The organism is Pseudomonas sp. PDM01 (assembly GCF_014852325.1).
GTDB lineage: Bacteria > Pseudomonadota > Gammaproteobacteria > Pseudomonadales > Pseudomonadaceae > Aquipseudomonas > Aquipseudomonas migulae.
Genome location: NZ_JACVBK010000002.1, coordinates 99,043 through 115,385 on the forward strand (window position 1 = coordinate 99,043; position 16,343 = coordinate 115,385).

The 16,343-nt window shown below is 57.1% G+C and carries 14 protein-coding genes; 9 read left to right on the top strand and 5 right to left on the bottom strand.

The window, feature by feature from the left end; genetic code table 11:
- The first annotated feature begins 28 nt into the window (after positions 1–28).
- The 4 genes from glyQ to IB246_RS05040 all read left to right on the top strand — a co-directional run bounded on the left by glyQ (position 29) and on the right by IB246_RS05040 (position 4,435).
- Entirely contained in the window at positions 29–982 is a 954-nt protein-coding gene (gene glyQ, locus IB246_RS05025; RefSeq protein WP_003213601.1) for a glycine--tRNA ligase subunit alpha, read from the top strand.
- The gene (gene glyS / locus IB246_RS05030; RefSeq protein WP_008041461.1) at positions 979–3,033 is read left to right on the top strand and encodes a glycine--tRNA ligase subunit beta; all 2,055 of its coding nucleotides are present in this window, start codon (positions 979–981) and stop codon (positions 3,031–3,033) included. The genes glyQ and glyS overlap by 4 nt, the downstream gene beginning before the upstream one ends.
- A gap of 6 nt (positions 3,034–3,039) precedes the next feature.
- Positions 3,040–3,573 carry a D-glycero-beta-D-manno-heptose 1,7-bisphosphate 7-phosphatase gene (gene gmhB / locus IB246_RS05035; protein ID WP_008041459.1) on the top strand — a complete coding sequence of 178 codons (534 nt, stop codon included), beginning with the start codon at positions 3,040–3,042 and terminating at the stop codon, positions 3,571–3,573.
- Positions 3,574–3,655: 82 nt separating this feature from the next.
- A complete protein-coding gene (locus tag IB246_RS05040; protein ID WP_008027562.1) occupies positions 3,656–4,435 on the top strand; it encodes a lysophospholipid acyltransferase family protein in 780 nt (259 codons plus the stop codon).
- A gap of 185 nt (positions 4,436–4,620) precedes the next feature.
- Here the strand turns inward: IB246_RS05040 and IB246_RS05045 are convergent, their stop codons facing one another.
- The 5 genes from IB246_RS05045 to dnaA form a co-directional block, all read right to left on the bottom strand.
- Entirely contained in the window at positions 4,621–5,139 is a 519-nt protein-coding gene (locus tag IB246_RS05045) for an Hcp family type VI secretion system effector (protein ID WP_032832632.1), read from the bottom strand.
- Positions 5,140–5,375: 236 nt separating this feature from the next.
- Positions 5,376–7,793: a DNA topoisomerase (ATP-hydrolyzing) subunit B gene (gene gyrB, locus IB246_RS05050; protein ID WP_008027559.1), complete on the bottom strand. Its 2,418-nt coding sequence runs from the start codon at positions 7,791–7,793 to the stop codon at positions 5,376–5,378.
- Between the two features lie 5 nt (positions 7,794–7,798).
- Complete coding sequence (recF, locus tag IB246_RS05055) at positions 7,799–8,902, bottom strand: DNA replication/repair protein RecF (protein WP_008041454.1); 1,104 nt, start codon at positions 8,900–8,902, stop codon at positions 7,799–7,801.
- Between the two features lie 20 nt (positions 8,903–8,922).
- On the bottom strand, positions 8,923–10,026 hold the full coding sequence (gene dnaN / locus IB246_RS05060) for a DNA polymerase III subunit beta (protein WP_008027555.1): 1,104 nt from the start codon (positions 10,024–10,026) through the stop codon (positions 8,923–8,925).
- Positions 10,027–10,065: 39 nt separating this feature from the next.
- Positions 10,066–11,586: a chromosomal replication initiator protein DnaA gene (dnaA, locus tag IB246_RS05065; RefSeq protein WP_008027554.1), complete on the bottom strand. Its 1,521-nt coding sequence runs from the start codon at positions 11,584–11,586 to the stop codon at positions 10,066–10,068.
- A gap of 566 nt (positions 11,587–12,152) precedes the next feature.
- Between dnaA and rpmH the strand changes: the two genes are divergently transcribed.
- The 5 genes from rpmH (at position 12,153) to mnmE (ending at position 16,081) form a co-directional block, all read left to right on the top strand.
- Positions 12,153–12,287 (top strand): 50S ribosomal protein L34, encoded by a 135-nt coding sequence (gene rpmH, locus IB246_RS05070; protein ID WP_003213577.1) that lies wholly within the window; start codon positions 12,153–12,155, stop codon positions 12,285–12,287.
- 16 nt (positions 12,288–12,303) lie between these two features.
- Positions 12,304–12,705, top strand: coding sequence for a ribonuclease P protein component (gene rnpA / locus IB246_RS05075; protein ID WP_028620331.1), 402 nt, complete (start codon positions 12,304–12,306; stop codon positions 12,703–12,705).
- Positions 12,698–12,943 (top strand): membrane protein insertion efficiency factor YidD, encoded by a 246-nt coding sequence (gene yidD / locus IB246_RS05080; RefSeq protein ID WP_010207715.1) that lies wholly within the window; start codon positions 12,698–12,700, stop codon positions 12,941–12,943. Before rnpA ends, yidD begins: the two co-directional genes overlap by 8 nt.
- A 2-nt stretch (positions 12,944–12,945) precedes the next feature.
- Entirely contained in the window at positions 12,946–14,631 is a 1,686-nt protein-coding gene (gene yidC / locus IB246_RS05085; protein ID WP_008041448.1) for a membrane protein insertase YidC, read from the top strand.
- A 79-nt stretch (positions 14,632–14,710) separates the two neighbouring features.
- Positions 14,711–16,081, top strand: coding sequence for a tRNA uridine-5-carboxymethylaminomethyl(34) synthesis GTPase MnmE (mnmE, locus tag IB246_RS05090; RefSeq protein ID WP_192229994.1), 1,371 nt, complete (start codon positions 14,711–14,713; stop codon positions 16,079–16,081).
- Positions 16,082–16,343: the final 262 nt, after the last annotated feature.

Consider the following 16,343-nt stretch of genomic DNA (forward strand, 5'->3'; position numbering starts at 1 on the left):
ATCGCAGCCCAAGAAACAGGTGAATTTCGTGAGCCAGCCTACGCCAGCCGTGCGTACCTTCCAAGACTTGATCCTCGCCCTCCAGCAATACTGGGCCGAGCAAGGTTGCGTGGTACTTCAGCCCTACGATATGGAAGTAGGCGCCGGGACTTTCCACACAGCCACGTTTCTGCGCGCCATCGGCCCGGAAACCTGGAACGCCGCTTATGTGCAGCCCAGTCGTCGCCCGACTGACGGCCGCTACGGCGAAAACCCGAACCGTCTGCAGCACTACTATCAGTTCCAGGTGGTTCTGAAGCCGAACCCGGACAACTTCCAGGAACTGTACCTGGGCTCCCTCAAGCATGTCGGCCTGGACCCGCTGGTCCACGACATTCGCTTCGTCGAAGACAACTGGGAATCGCCGACCCTGGGCGCCTGGGGTCTGGGCTGGGAAGTCTGGCTCAACGGCATGGAAGTGACGCAGTTCACTTACTTCCAGCAGGCGGGCGGCATCGAGTGCTACCCGGTGACCGGTGAGATCACTTACGGCCTCGAGCGTCTGGCCATGTACCTGCAAGGCGTGGACTCGGTCTATGACCTGGTCTGGGCTGACGGTCCGTTCGGCAAAGTGACCTACGGCGACGTGTTCCACCAGAACGAAGTGGAGCAATCGACCTACAACTTCGAACACGCCAACGTCGAGAAACTGTTCGAACTGTTCGACTTCTACGAAAGCGAAGCCAAGCGCCTGATCGAACTCGACCAGCCGCTGCCGTTGCCGAGCTACGAAATGGTGTTGAAGGCGTCCCATACCTTCAACCTGCTGGATGCGCGCCGGGCGATCTCGGTGACTGCGCGTCAGCAATACATCCTGCGTGTGCGCACCCTGGCGCGTTCCGTTGCGCAAGCCTACCTGCTGGCTCGCGCCAAGCTGGGCTTCCCGATGGCGACCCCGGACCTGCGTGACGAAGTACTGGCCAAGCTGGAGGCTGCACAATGAGTGCTCAAGATTTCCTGGTTGAACTGGGCACCGAAGAACTGCCACCCAAGGCCCTGAACACCTTGGCCGAAGCATTCCTGGCCGGTATCGACAAAGGCCTGCAAGCCGCTGGCCTGAACTACGAGACCAAAACCGTCTACGCCGCGCCGCGTCGTCTGGCTGTGCTGATCACCGCGCTGGCTACCCAGCAACCGGATCGCAGCATCAACCTCGACGGCCCGCCACGTCAGGCGGCGTTCGATGCCGAAGGAAACCCGACTCAAGCGGCACTGGGTTTCGCCAAGAAGTGCGGCGTCGAGCTGAGCGAAATCGATCAGAGCGGTCCGAAACTGCGTTACAGCCAGAGCATCGCCGGCAAGCCGACCGCGAGCCTGCTGCCGACCATCGTCGAAGACTCCCTGAATGACCTGCCGATCCCGAAGCGCATGCGCTGGGGTGCGCGCAAGGAAGAATTCGTTCGTCCGACCCAATGGCTGGTCATGCTGCTCGGTGACCAGGTCATCGATTGCACGATCCTCGCCCAGAAGGCCGGTCGCGACTCCCGTGGTCACCGCTTCCATCACCCGGAAAGCGTACGCATCACCTCGCCGGCCAACTACCTGACCGACTTGCGTGCCGCTTACGTTCTGGCCGACGCCAACGAGCGTCGCGCGATTATCAGCAAGCGCACCGAAGAACTGGCGACGATGCAGGAAGGCACGGCGATCGTTCCGCCAGCCCTGCTCGACGAAGTGACCGCGCTGGTTGAATGGCCGGTGCCGCTGGTGTGCTCGTTCGAAGAGCGTTTCCTCGACGTGCCGCAAGAAGCGCTGATCACCACCATGCAGGACAACCAGAAGTATTTCTGCCTGCTGGATGCCGACGGCAAGTTGCTGCCACGTTTCATTACCGTGGCCAACATCGAAAGCAAAGACCCGCAGCAAATCATCGCCGGTAACGAGAAAGTGGTTCGCCCACGCCTGACCGACGCCGAGTTCTTCTTCAAGCAAGACAAGAAGCAGAAACTCGAAGACTTCAACCTGCGCCTGCAAAACGTGGTGTTCCAGGAAAAACTCGGCAGCGTCTACGACAAGGCCGAGCGCGTTTCCAAGCTTGCTGCGTTCATCGCGCAACGCATTGGCGGCAACGCGGCATGGGCTTCCCGTGCCGGCCTGCTGTCCAAGTGCGACCTGGCGACCGAGATGGTCGGTGAGTTCCCGGAGATGCAAGGCGTCGCCGGTTACTACTACGCCCTGAACGATGGCGAGCCGGAAGAAGTCGCGCTGGCGCTGAACGAGCAATACATGCCGCGCGGTGCCGGTGCTGAACTGCCGACCACCCTGACCGGTGCGGCCGTGGCCATCGCCGACAAACTCGACACGCTGGTCGGCATCTTCGGGATCGGCATGCTGCCAACCGGTAGCAAAGACCCGTATGCCCTGCGCCGTGCTGCGCTGGGCGTATTGCGCATCCTGATCGACAAGAAGCTCGACCTCGACCTGAACGACGCCGTGGCCTTTGCCGTGAATGCGTTCGGCGCCAAGGTCAAGGCTGCTGGCCTGGCCGACTCGGTACTGGAATTCGTGTTCGACCGTCTGCGTGCCCGTTACGAAGATGAAGGCGTGGACGTGGCGACTTACCTGTCGGTTCGTGCCCTGAAGCCAGGTTCTGCGCTGGACTTCGATCAGCGCGTACAAGCGGTGGAAGCGTTCCGCAAATTGCCTGAAGCGGCGGCCCTCGCTGCAGTGAACAAGCGCGTTTCGAACTTGCTGAGCAAGGTCGAAGGTTCTGTTCCTACAGTCGTTGAAGCCAAGTACTTCGACAACGCCAACGAATTCTCCCTGTACTCGGCGATTCAACAGGCAGACCAGGCGGTTCAACCGATGGCAGCTGCGCGTCAGTACAGCGAGTCGCTGGCACGTCTGGCAGCCTTGCGCGAGCCTGTGGATGCTTTCTTCGAAGCCGTCATGGTCAACGCTGAAGATGCCAAGGTCCGTGCCAACCGCTATGCGCTGCTGGCGCGTCTGCGTGGCTTGTTCCTCGGCGTCGCCGATATTTCGTTGCTGGGGTAAGACTGTTTGAAACTGCTGATTCTCGATCGGGACGGGGTGATCAATTACGACTCCGACGCTTACATCAAGTCGGTGGAGGAGTGGAAACCGCTCCCCGGTTCGATCGAAGCCATCGCGCAGTTGAGCAAAGCCGGCTGGACGGTAGCAGTCGCTACCAACCAGTCCGGCATCGCTCGCGGCTATTACGACCTCGCCACCCTGGACGCCATGCACGAGCGCTTGCGCTCGTTGGTCGCGGAGCAGGGCGGTGAAGTCGGGCTGATCGTCTATTGCCCGCACGGGCCGGACGAAGGCTGCGATTGCCGCAAGCCAAAACCCGGGATGCTGAAAACCATCGCCACGCATTACAACGTATCGCTGACTAATCTATGGTTCGTCGGCGACAGTCTTGGTGACCTGGAAGCCGCCAAAGCCGTCGATTCTCAGCCAGTTTTGGTAAAGACCGGGAAAGGCGAAAAGACTTTGGGCAAAACCCTACCGGTAGGCACTTTGATTTTTGACGATCTCGCGGCGATTGCCGCAGAACTTATCCACAATTAGAGCGTTTTCGAGATTCCTGACCAAGGATTGATCGGGAGTGCGCTTTATATAGACGGGCAGAGCCCGCACGGTAAACGTCGCCATGTCGATATTGCAGGCCATCAGAACCTTCCTCTTTTACCTGCTGCTGGGCACCAGCTCCTTGCTTTGGTGCAGCCTGAGCTTTTTTATCGCGCCTTTTCTGCCGTTCAAGGCGCGCTATCGTTTTATCAACGTGTACTGGTGCCGATGCGCCTTGTGGCTGAGCAAAGTCTTTCTGGGCATCAGCTACGAAGTGAAAGGTGCCGAGAACGTGCCTGACCAGCCCTGCGTGATTCAGTCGAACCACCAGAGCACCTGGGAGACGTTCTTCCTCTCGGCCTATTTCGAGCCGTTGAGCCAGGTACTGAAGCGTTCATTGCTGTTTGTACCGTTCTTCGGTTGGGCCATGGCCATGCTGCGGCCGATCGCCATCGATCGCGACAACCCGAAGGCCGCGCTCAAACATGTAGCGAAGCAGGGCGATGAACTGCTGAAGGATGGCGTCTGGGTACTGATATTCCCTGAAGGAACGCGGGTCCCTTACGGCACCATCGGAAAATTCTCACGAGGTGGTACGGCGTTAGCCGTCAACGCCGAACTTCCGGTGCTGCCGATTGCGCACAATGCCGGCAAATTCTGGCCGAAAACCGGTTGGGCCAAGAAGCAGGGCGTCATCACTGTGATCATCGGCGAGCCGATGTACGCCGAAGGCAGTGGCCCCCGCGCGATTGCCAACCTCAATGACCGGGTTCAGGCCTGGAACGAGCAGATGCAACGGGAAATGGGCTCGCTCCCACCCGCTCCGCAAGCACCGGCTGCCAATGATCAGATGGCTGTCTGAGATTCTGTGGATAACCTGTGTACCGTTTTGCTGAAAAGTAACGTATTTAGTTTGTAGGCTTATGATTTATATACATATTTCTTAAGCTCATAAAATATGGAAAAAGGTGCATAAGTTTTTTTCGGACGTAAAAAAACCGGCTGATATAGCCGGTTTTTTTATGCCTGCGAATTGAGCAGCGAGGCTTAGCTGATAATCGGAGCACGCCAGTCATCAGAACCGGAAGTACCACAGGCTTCGTGAGTCCAGGTGATTTTTCGATAGGTGAAATACACATCTTCGAGATGCGTAAAGTGGGCCATATTGGGATCCTGGCAGCTTGGCATTCTTGTCTGCACATCGACGATCACTGCGTCTTCCAGCTCGATGCTGAAGTAATGTTCCTGTTTCCCCGCCGACGAAGTCCGATACCAAGCGATATGGCAGCTATTCAACACTTCTCCGCTCGTTAACGCGTTAAAAATCAACGGTGATGATTTATCAAATACCTTTGAGATCATCAGCGGCTTATGCACACGCTGGCCCGTTGGCTGACCCGATTGGGGATCTCTCGGAATGATAATTTGGTGACTGAATGCCTGGACCAGGATTTGGTCTTCGTGCCCCTCCTGATAGACGTTACCAACCGACTCCGGAGTAAATGTCCCGGCAGTAATCATCCCTTGCCGATTTCCATTTATAACTAAATACGCGGGTGTTGGCATAACTGCATTCCCTGTTCGATATCCCAAAAATGATAGCTCCCGTCAGTCATACACTTGACGAAGAGGCTGTAGGATAAAGAGCACTCGGGATAGCGTATGTAGGACTTATCTGTGAGGATCCGAGGCAAAACGCCTGCGTTCCATACGATTTGGCACCGCCGCTGAAGGGCGAAATAGCGTAATAAAAAAGGCCAGCGCAATGCGCTGGCCTTTTTATTGTTGGCAGAACCGCTGGATCAGAAGTCCAGGTTAGAAACCGCCAAGGCATTGCTTTCGATGAAGTCACGACGAGGTTCGACCGCATCACCCATCAGGGTGTTGAAGATCTGGTCCGCGCCAATGGCGTCTTCGATGGTCACTTTGAGCATCCGGCGCTGGCTTGGGTCCATGGTGGTTTCCCACAGCTGATCCGGGTTCATCTCACCCAGACCTTTGTATCGCTGGATGGTGTGACGCTTGGTGCTTTCAGCCATCAGCCATTCAAGGGCTTCCTTGAACTCGGTGACCGGCTTCTTGCGTTCGCCACGCTGGATGTACGCGCCGTCGTCCAGCAGGGTGCTCAGCTGAGCGCCCAGGGATACGACAGTCCTGTAATCGTTGCTGCCGAAGAAGTCGCGGTTGAACGTGACGTAGTTCGACAGGCCGTGGGAGATCAGCTCGACCTCTGGCAGCCAGACGTTACGCTCACGGTCTTCACGCAGGCTGGCCTTGTAGACCAGGCCGGACTTCTCGACGGTGCGCAGACGGACTTCATACTTGGCCAGCCAATCCTGCATCGCTGCGTGATCGGACAGTTGCTCCATGCTCACCGCTGGCAGGTAGATGAAGTGCTCGGTCAGTTCCTGAGGGTACAGGCGCGACAGACGCTTGAGGGTCTTCATCACCAGACGGAAGTCGTTCACCAGACGCTCAAGGGCTTCGCCGGAGATACCCGGGGCTTCCTCGTTCAGGTGCAGGCTCGCATCTTCCAGGGCCGACTGCGTCATGTACTCTTCCATGGCGTCGTCGTCTTTGATGTATTGCTCTTGCTTGCCTTTCTTGACCTTGTACAGCGGTGGCTGAGCGATGTAGATGTAGCCACGCTCGATCAGCTCTGGCAGCTGACGGAAGAAGAACGTCAGCAGCAGCGTACGGATGTGCGAACCGTCGACGTCAGCATCGGTCATGATGATGATGTTGTGGTAGCGCAGCTTGTCGATGTTGTATTCGTCGCGACCGATACCGCAGCCCAGTGCGGTGATCAAGGTGCCTACTTCTTGCGAAGAGATCATCTTGTCGAAGCGCGCCTTCTCGACGTTGAGGATCTTGCCCTTCAACGGCAGGATGGCCTGGGTTTTACGGTTACGCCCCTGCTTGGCGGAGCCGCCAGCAGAGTCACCTTCCACGAGGTACAGTTCGGAAAGGGCAGGGTCTTTTTCCTGGCAGTCAGCCAGTTTGCCCGGCAGGCCGGCGATGTCCAGCGCGCCTTTGCGGCGGGTCATCTCACGGGCCTTACGTGCTGCTTCACGCGCACGTGCCGCGTCGATCATCTTGCCGACGACCAGTTTGGCTTCGTTCGGGTTTTCCAGCAGGAAGTCGGAGAAGTATTTGCCCATTTCCTGTTCGACCGCGGTCTTCACTTCGGAAGAAACCAGCTTGTCTTTGGTCTGGGAGCTGAACTTCGGATCCGGCACCTTCACCGAGATGATCGCGGTCAAGCCTTCACGGGCGTCATCACCGGTGGTGGCGACCTTGTGCTTCTTGGCCAGGCCTTCAGCTTCGATGTAGGTGTTCAGGTTACGCGTCAGTGCGGAACGGAAACCCACCAGGTGAGTACCGCCATCACGCTGCGGGATGTTGTTGGTGAAGCACAACAGGTTCTCGTTGAAGCTGTCGTTCCACTGCAGGGCGATTTCCACGCCGATGCCGTCTTCACGCTGGATGTTGAAGTGGAACACCTGGTTGACCGCAGTCTTGTTGGTGTTCAGGTATTCAACGAACGCACGCAAGCCGCCTTCGTACTTGAACAGCTCTTCCTTGCCGCTGCGCTCATCCTTGAGGACGATGCCGACACCGGAGTTGAGGAAGGACAGTTCACGAATCCGCTTGGCCAGGATGTCCCAGCTGAAGTGGATGTTCTTGAAGGTTTCAGCCGATGGCTTGAAGTGAATCTGGGTGCCCGTGGTTTCGCTCTCACCAACGATTTTCATCGGCTCTTGCGGGACGCCATGGACGTAAGTCTGTTCCCAGATCTTGCCGCTGCGGCGAACGGTCAGGACCAGTTCCTTGGACAGTGCGTTCACTACCGAAACACCTACACCGTGCAGACCGCCGGATACTTTGTAGGAGTTGTCGTCGAACTTACCGCCGGCGTGCAGCACGGTCATGATGACCTCGGCTGCCGAAACGCCTTCTTCTTTGTGTACGTCTACCGGGATGCCACGACCGTTGTCGCGAACGGTGATGGATTCGTCCGGGTGGATGATGATGCTGATGTCGTCGCAATGGCCGGCCAAAGCTTCGTCGATCGAGTTATCGACCACCTCGAACACCATGTGGTGCAGACCGCTGCCATCGTCGGTGTCACCAATGTACATACCGGGACGTTTGCGTACGGCATCCAGGCCTTTCAGCACTTTAATGCTCGTTGAGTCGTACGTATTTTCTTCGCTCAATGCCTTCACTCCCGATGGTCGTGGGTCTGGGTGATACGGCCCTGTTCCACGTGGAACAGAGCGACTGGCGTTTCCGTCTGCCAGCCTTCCCTCAATAATTCGTGATCTACACAGGTGATAAACACCTGGCAGCGTAAGTCTTCCAACAAGCGGCAAAGCGCGCGGCGGTGCTGCTCGTCCAGTTCGGACGGCAAGTCATCCACCAGATAAATACACTGGCCGCGTCGGGCCTGGCTGACCAGGTGCCCTTGGGCAATCCGCAATGCACAGACCACCAACTTCTGCTGACCGCGGGACAAGATGTCCGCGGCGTTATGTGCGCCCAATCTGAGGCGCAAATCAGCGCGTTGTGGTCCGGCCTGGGTATGACCCATCTGCTGGTCTCGCTGAACGGACCCAGCGAGCACTGCACTCAATTCGCGGTCTTTGTCCCAGCCTCGGTAATAGCTGAGCGTCAAACCTTCAAGCTCAACCAGTTCGCTCAAGGTCTGTTCAAAGACTGGTTTCAAGGCTTTGATATAGGCACGGCGGTATTCATCAATTTCAGCGCTGGCCTGGCACAGTTCCCTGTCCCAAACCGCTTGCGAAACGGCGTCAAGTGTACCATGCCGCAGCCAAGAGTTTCTCTGGCGCAGGGCCTTCTGCAAGCGCTGCCAGGTGGACATGAACCGCGGTTCCACGTGGAACACGCCCCAGTCGAGAAACTGCCGGCGAATCTTCGGTGCGCCTTCAAGCAGGCGGAAGCTATCAGGGTTGATCAGTTGCAGCGGCAGGATCTCCGCCAGCTGTGCCGCACTGCGCGCGTTCTGCCCGTCAATACGGATCTGGAACTCGCCTTGGCGGTCCCGTGATATCCCCAGTGCGCTGTGCCCGCCCTCAGCCAACTCAACCTGACCGAATACGGTGCAGGCCAATTGCTCGTACTGAATAACCGGCAAAAGGCGGGTACTACGAAACGAACGGGCAAGCCCCAGCAGGTGAATGGCTTCCAGAACACTGGTTTTGCCGCTGCCGTTGGCGCCGTAAAGAATGTTGATTCGGGGGGAGGGGGAGAAGGTCACCGGGTGCAGATTGCGCACCGCGGTGACCGAGACGCGACTTAATGACATCTAGCTTCTGCTGAGCATGATTACAGACGCATCGGCATGACAACGTAGGCCGAGTCATCATTGTCGGACTCTTGCACCAGCGCACTGCTGTTGGAGTCGGACAGGATCAGGCGAACCTGCTCAGTGGTCATCACGCCCAGCACGTCGAGCAAGTAGCTCACGTTGAAGCCGATTTCCAGATTGCCGCCGTTGTACTCAACGCCCACTTCTTCTTCCGCTTCTTCCTGCTCCGGGTTGTTGGCCTGGATCTTCAACTGACCGCTGGCCAGTTGCAGACGGATACCGCGGTACTTCTCGTTGGACAGAATCGCGGTACGGCTGAAAGCTTCACGCAACGCCTGACGATCGCCGAGCACCAGTTTGTCGCCGCCCTTCGGCAGAACACGCTCATAGTCCGGGAATTTACCGTCGACCAGTTTAGAGGTGAAGGTGAACTCGCCCGTGGTGGCGCGGATGTGATGCTGACCCAGGACGATGCTGACATTGCCGTCCGGCTCAGTCAGCAGGCGCGCCAGCTCAAGGATACCCTTGCGCGGCACGATGACCTGGTGGCGATCCGGCTGACCGATGTCGGCCTGCATCGAGCACATGGCCAGACGGTGACCGTCGGTGGCCACGGCCCGGATGATCCCGGCCGAGACTTCCAGCAGCATGCCGTTAAGGTAATAACGCACGTCCTGCTGGGCCATGGCAAAGCTGGTGCGTTCAATCAGACGACGCAGCTTGCTTTGCTCAAGGCTGCAAGTCAGCGAACCCGGGCCTTCTTCAACGGTCGGGAAATCGTTCGCCGGCAGGGTCGACAGGGTGAAGCGGCTACGGCCAGCCTTCACCACCAGCTTCTGCTCGTCGACCTTGATGTCGATCAGCGCGTCGTTCGGCAGGCTTTTGCAGATGTCCATCAGCTTGCGCGCAGGCACAGTGATGGAACCCGGGTCAGCCGGCTCTTCGAGTTGTACACGACCGACCAGCTCGACTTCCAGGTCGGTACCGGTCAGCGACAGTTGCTGGCCTTCGACAACCAGCAGCACGTTGGAGAGCACCGGCAAGGTCTGTCGGCGCTCGACGACGCCTGCGACCAGTTGCAGGGGTTTCAACAGGGCTTCGCGTTGAATGGTGAAATGCATGGTCTAGTCCCTTGCCTTAATAAGCTGCGCTGGTGTTCATCAAGTTGTCAGAGTACGCAGCAGGTTCTTGTAGTCCTCGCGGATGTCCGCGTCGGATTCCTTAAGTTCGTTGATCTTGCGGCAGGCGTGCAAAACAGTCGTGTGGTCGCGTCCGCCAAACACATCGCCGATTTCCGGCAGGCTGTGGTTAGTCAACTCTTTGGACAACGCCATGGCAACCTGACGCGGACGAGCGACCGAGCGTGAACGACGCTTGGACAGCAGGTCGGAAATCTTGATCTTGTAGTACTCGGCGACGGTGCGCTGAATGTTATCCACAGAGACCAGTTTGTCTTGCAGCGCCAACAGATCTTTCAGGGATTCGCGAATCAGCTCGATGGTGATATCGCGGCCCATGAAGTGCGAGTGGGCGATTACGCGTTTAAGCGCACCTTCCAGCTCACGGACGTTGGAGCGAATACGCTGGGCGATGAAGAACGCCGCGTCGTGGGGCAGATCGACTTTGGCCTGGTCGGCCTTTTTCATCAGGATCGCGACACGGGTTTCCAGCTCCGGCGGCTCGACGGCTACCGTCAGGCCCCAGCCGAAGCGGGATTTGAGGCGCTCTTCAAGGCCTTCGATTTCTTTAGGGTAGCGGTCACTGGTGAGAATGACCTGCTGGCCACCTTCGAGCAGGGCGTTGAAGGTGTGGAAAAACTCTTCCTGCGAACGTTCCTTGCGGGCGAAGAACTGAATGTCATCGATCAGCAATGCGTCCACCGAACGGTAGAAGCGCTTGAACTCGTTGATCGCGTTCAGTTGCAGAGCCTTGACCATATCGGCCACGAAACGCTCCGAATGCAGGTACACGACCTTGGCATTCGGGTTCTTCTTTAATAGATGGTTACCCACAGCGTGCATCAAGTGAGTTTTACCCAAGCCAACACCGCCATAAAGGAAGAGCGGGTTGTAACCGTGCTTGGGGTTGTCCGCCACCTGCCAGGCCGCAGCCCGGGCCAGTTGGTTGGACTTACCTTCGACGAAGTTCTCGAAGGTGAAAGTGCGGTTCAGGTAACTGGTGTGCTTGAGCGCACCTTCGACCTGCACCGTGCGCTGCTCGGAACGCACCGGGGCCTGTTGAGAACTGGCGCCGGCCATCGGATCGAAGCTGTCGCGCGATGGCTCTTCACTGACTTCGGCAACTTTCTGGGTCGAACGCTTGGTCGGTGTGGCCGTCGGGGCAGGTGCCGGAGCACTGACAGGCGCTTGAGCCGCCTGTGCCTGAGACGCGGCGGCAGCCAGTGGCGCATTCGGGGCAGCCCGTGGAGCCGAACTGCGTTTGCTGCCTATTAATAAGGAAAGCGCCGGCGCCATGCCGTTGCCATGCTCATCCAGCAGTTCAAGGACGCGGCCCAGGTACTTTTCGTTGACCCAGTCGAGAACAAAACGATTCGGTGCGTAGACACGCAACTCGTCGCCTTCGGCTTCGACCTGTAGTGGACGGATCCAAGTGTTGAATTGTTGGGCAGGCAGCTCATCGCGCAAAAGCTCCACGCACTGCTGCCAAAGTTCCACTGACACGGATATCCCCTAAGTTGAAAGCCGGTGAGGCAAAAACAAGCGGCCATTGTAGCGACCAGACGCCGACTTATCCACACGTAGGTGGGTTACTGACCAAGAAGAATCAACGTTTTATACGTAAAAAAGACGACCAGTGGTCTGTGCATAAGCTCTGTGGATAACCGCCCTTGAGGTCGTTGCACAAGTGGGGGCGAAACTCGGTGGATAACCTGCCTGTGGATAACAGCCCCTTTCACACACAGCTTATCCGACAGCGCAGCACAGGCTGACCACCGTTTTCCACCGTAGTTGTCATTCTCTGTACATCACGGGATAGAAGGCTTGAAGGTAGTTATCCACAGATGATCGGTGCCCTAGCTTTTATAAGCTTTACAGAAAAGCTTTAAATACTTTCCTTCTTTATTTTTATATTTGGCTGGAGGTGAAGACGAGCAAAACGTCTGGAGATCTATTTATAAGGAAACGTTGGTTGGAAATTGACCTAGAGGCTTGCTTTCTCTAGAATCCCCGGTCTCTTAAAACGGGGGCCATTCCGGCCCGTTGTGGACGAACCAGGTAACACGACAATGAAACGTACTTTCCAACCAAGCACTATCAAACGCGCTCGTACCCACGGTTTCCGTGCTCGCATGGCTACCAAGAACGGTCGTGCCGTTCTGTCGCGTCGTCGCGCCAAAGGTCGTGCGCGTCTGGCAGTTTGATAAGCCGGCACTGGAGGTGAGTCAGGACTTCAGTCGGGAAAAGCGTCTGCTTACTCCCCGGCATTTCAAGGCAGTCTTTGACTCCCCTACCGGCAAGGTTCCGGGGAAAAATCTCCTGCTCCTTGCGCGCAACAACGATCTTGATCACCCCCGTCTCGGGCTGGTTATCGGGAAAAAGAGCGTAAAGCTCTCCGTCGAGCGCAATCGCCTCAAACGTCTGATGCGCGAATCGTTCCGTCTGAACCAGGATTCACTGGTCGGCTGGGATATCGTTATCGTCGCGCGCAAAGGTTTGGGTGACGTAGAAAACCCCGAATTGATTCAGCATTTCGGCAAACTCTGGAAGCGTCTGGCACGCAGCACGCCGGTACCAGCAGTCAAAACCGAAACTGTAGGGGTAGACAGTCCCGATGCGTAAACTGGCACTCGTTCCGATCCAGTTTTATCGCTATGCCATTAGTCCTCTGATGGCCAGTCACTGTCGTTTCTACCCCAGTTGTTCCTGCTACGCGTTAGAAGCCATAGAAAATCATGGCCTTCTGCGCGGTGGCTGGCTGACCTTTCGTCGTTTAGGTCGCTGTCATCCGTGGAATCCCGGTGGTTATGACCCGGTTCCACCTATCCCTACCTCCCGTTCTTCTTCGATGGCCGAGTAATCATGGATATCAAACGCACGATCCTGATCGTCGCCCTGGCAATCGTGTCCTACGTTATGGTTCTTAAATGGAACCAGGACTATGGCCAGGCTGCCCTGCCGACTCAGAATGTTGCTTCCAGTACTTCCGCACCGGGCCTACCGGATACGGCGACTGGCAATAATGCTTCTGTCAGTGACGACATTCCGCGCGCCGCAAGCGATACCAGTGCCACTGCACCTGCTGAAACACCAGTAGCTGCAAGCAAAGACCTCATCCAGATCAAAACGGATGTGCTCAACCTGGCTATCGATCCACAAGGTGGCGATGTTGCACAGTTGACGCTGCCGCTGTATCCACGTCGCCAGGACCATCCGGAAATTCCATTCCAGTTGTTCGATAACGGCAACGAGCGGACTTATCTGGCTCAAAGCGGTTTGATCGGTACCGATGGTCCGGACGCAAGTCCTGCCGGTCGTCCGGTTTACTCCTCCGAGAAGAAGATCTACCAACTGGCTGACGGTCAGGACCAATTGGTCGTAGACCTGAAGTTCAGCAAGGACGGCGTCAACTACATCAAGCGTTTCACACTGAAACGTGGCCTGTACGACGTAACCGTTTCCTACGTGATCGACAACGAAAGCGCCAAGCCTTGGTCCGGTGCGATGTTCGCCCAACTGAAGCGCGACGCCAGCTCCGATCCTTCTTCCAGCACTGCCACCGGCACCGCGACTTACCTGGGCGCCGCCCTGTGGACAAGTAACGAGCCGTACAAGAAAGTGTCGATGAAGGACATGGACAAGGCTCAGCTGAAAGAAACCGTGAACGGTGGTTGGGTTGCCTGGTTGCAACACTACTTCGTGACCGCATGGATTCCGGCGAAGGGCGAAAACAACGTCGTCCAGACCCGTAAAGACAGCAAAGGCAACTACATCATCGGCTACACCGCCCCGGCAATGACTGTTGCGCCAGGTGCGAAAGCCGAAACCAGCGCTGTTCTGTACGCCGGTCCGAAAAGCCAGGCTGTGCTGAAAGAGTTGTCCCCAGGTCTGGAACTGACCGTCGACTACGGCATTCTGTGGTTCATTGCCCAGCCAATCTTCTGGCTGCTGCAACACATCCACGCGCTGGTCGGTAACTGGGGCTGGTCGATCATCTTCCTGACCATGCTGATCAAAGGGATTTTCTTCCCGCTGTCGGCAGCCAGCTACAAATCCATGGCCCGCATGCGCGCAGTGGCACCGAAACTGGCCGCGCTGAAAGAGCAACATGGCGATGACCGGCAGAAAATGTCGCAAGCCATGATGGAGCTGTACAAGAAAGAGAAGATCAATCCGCTGGGTGGTTGCTTGCCAATCCTCGTGCAGATGCCGGTTTTCCTCTCGCTGTACTGGGTTCTGCTGGAAAGCGTTGAAATGCGCCAAGCGCCGTTCATGCTGTGGATTACTGACCTGTCGATCAAGGATCCGTTCTTCATTCTGCCGATCATCATGGGTGCAACCATGTTCATCCAGCAGCAGTTGAACCCGACTCCTCCGGATCCGATGCAGGCCAAGGTGATGAAGCTGATGCCAATCATCTTCACCTTCTTCTTCCTGTGGTTCCCGGCTGGTCTGGTGCTGTACTGGGTAGTGAACAACTGCCTGTCCATCGCCCAACAGTGGTACATCACTCGTAAAATCGAAGCGGCTACTAAAGCAGCTGCCTGATTTACACTGTGGATAACCACTCAAAACGCCCCCTAGTGGGGCGTTTTGCTATCTGTCACTTTTGTCTGGATACCGGTTTATGAGCGCTCCTCGTGAAACCATCGCCGCCGTCGCCACCGCTCAAGGTCGTGGCGGCGTAGGCATCGTCCGTATTTCCGGGCCGCTGGCGAGCGTTGCGGCCAAGGCCTTCAGCGGTCGTGAACTCAAGCCGCGATTCGCCCACTACGGCCCGTTTTTCGATCAAAACGAAGAGGTGCTGGACCAGGGCATTGCCTTGTATTTTCCGGGCCCGAACTCGTTCACCGGCGAAGACGTGCTGGAACTCCAGGGCCATGGCGGCCCGATTGTTCTCGACATGCTGCTCAAGCGATGCCTTGAACTGGGGTGCCGTCTGGCACGACCAGGTGAATTCAGCGAGCGTGCGTTCCTCAATGACAAACTAGACCTGGCACAGGCCGAAGCAATCGCCGACTTGATCGAGGCCAGTTCTGCACAGGCCGCCCGCAATGCATTGCGCTCCTTGCAGGGGGCATTTTCCGATCGTGTGCATAACCTCACCGAGCAACTGATCGGCCTGCGGATTTACGTAGAAGCGGCCATCGACTTCCCGGAAGAAGAAATCGACTTCCTTGCCGATGGCCATGTACTGAGCATGCTCGACAAAGTCAGGGACGAGTTATCCACCGTGCTGCGCGAAGCCGGGCAGGGTGCGTTGCTGCGTGACGGCATGACGGTGGTGATTGCCGGTCGGCCAAATGCCGGTAAATCCAGTTTGCTCAACGCACTGGCGGGTCGTGAAGCAGCGATCGTGACCGAGATTGCCGGCACCACCCGTGACATTTTGCGCGAACATATCCACATCGATGGCATGCCGCTTCACGTGGTAGATACCGCTGGTCTGCGAGATACCGATGACCATGTGGAAAAAATCGGTGTTGAACGGGCTTTGAAAGCCATTATCGAAGCTGATCGAGTGCTGTTGGTGGTCGATGCCACCGCACCGGAAGCGCTTGATCCGTTTGCGTTGTGGCCAGAGTTCCTGGAAACCCGCCCGGATCCGGCAAAAGTCACGTTGATCCGTAACAAAGCCGACCTCACGGGCGAAGCGATTGCCCTGGAAGTCAGTGAGGATGGCCATGTGACCATCAGCCTGAGTGCCAAGTCGGCCGGCGAAGGCCTGGAACTGCTGCGTGATCATCTCAAGGCCTGCATGGGTTATGAACAGACGTCGGAAAGCAGCTTCAGTGCTCGCAGGCGTCACCTTGAGGCGTTGCGTCATGCCAGTGCATCCCTCGAGCACGGCCGTGCGCAGCTGACTCTGGCGGGTGCCGGTGAGCTACTGGCCGAAGATTTGCGCCAGGCTCAACATGCCTTGGGCGAGATCACCGGTGCATTCAGCTCCGATGACCTGCTGGGACGGATCTTTTCCAGTTTCTGTATCGGCAAATAGCCCTTTCGTTGTCCACAGACAGGCCATTCGCGCCTGTCTGTTCTCACCCCTTTTCCTGAATTGCCTCCAGTGCCGAGCAGATTCTTTCTGCCCGGGCGGATTTTCTGCGCCCGGGATTTGATCAATCGGCGCTTTTCTGTGGATTAAGCCCTGTGAATAACTGCCGCTAAGGGCAGTTGATAACAGGGCCTCAAAACTGAAGATAACCGCCTCTGTGGATAACCCCCCCTTTCATCCACAGGCTTACACCGGTTATCCAAGG

Bases quoted from the DNA above. Each gene is read 5' to 3' on its own strand.
- glyS (WP_008041461.1), top strand. From the start codon at position 979: ATGAGTGCTCAAGATTTCCTGGTTGAACTGGGCACCGAAGAACTGCCA.
- IB246_RS05040 (WP_008027562.1), top strand. From the start codon at position 3,656: ATGTCGATATTGCAGGCCATCAGAACCTTCCTCTTTTACCTGCTGCTG.
- recF (WP_008041454.1), bottom strand. From the start codon at position 8,902: ATGTCATTAAGTCGCGTCTCGGTCACCGCGGTGCGCAATCTGCACCCG.
- yidC (WP_008041448.1), top strand. From the start codon at position 12,946: ATGGATATCAAACGCACGATCCTGATCGTCGCCCTGGCAATCGTGTCC.
- yidD (WP_010207715.1), top strand. From the start codon at position 12,698: ATGCGTAAACTGGCACTCGTTCCGATCCAGTTTTATCGCTATGCCATT.
- IB246_RS05045 (WP_032832632.1), bottom strand. From the start codon at position 5,139: ATGCCAACACCCGCGTATTTAGTTATAAATGGAAATCGGCAAGGGATG.
- mnmE (WP_192229994.1), top strand. From the start codon at position 14,711: ATGAGCGCTCCTCGTGAAACCATCGCCGCCGTCGCCACCGCTCAAGGT.
- dnaN (WP_008027555.1), bottom strand. From the start codon at position 10,026: ATGCATTTCACCATTCAACGCGAAGCCCTGTTGAAACCCCTGCAACTG.
- rpmH (WP_003213577.1), top strand. From the start codon at position 12,153: ATGAAACGTACTTTCCAACCAAGCACTATCAAACGCGCTCGTACCCAC.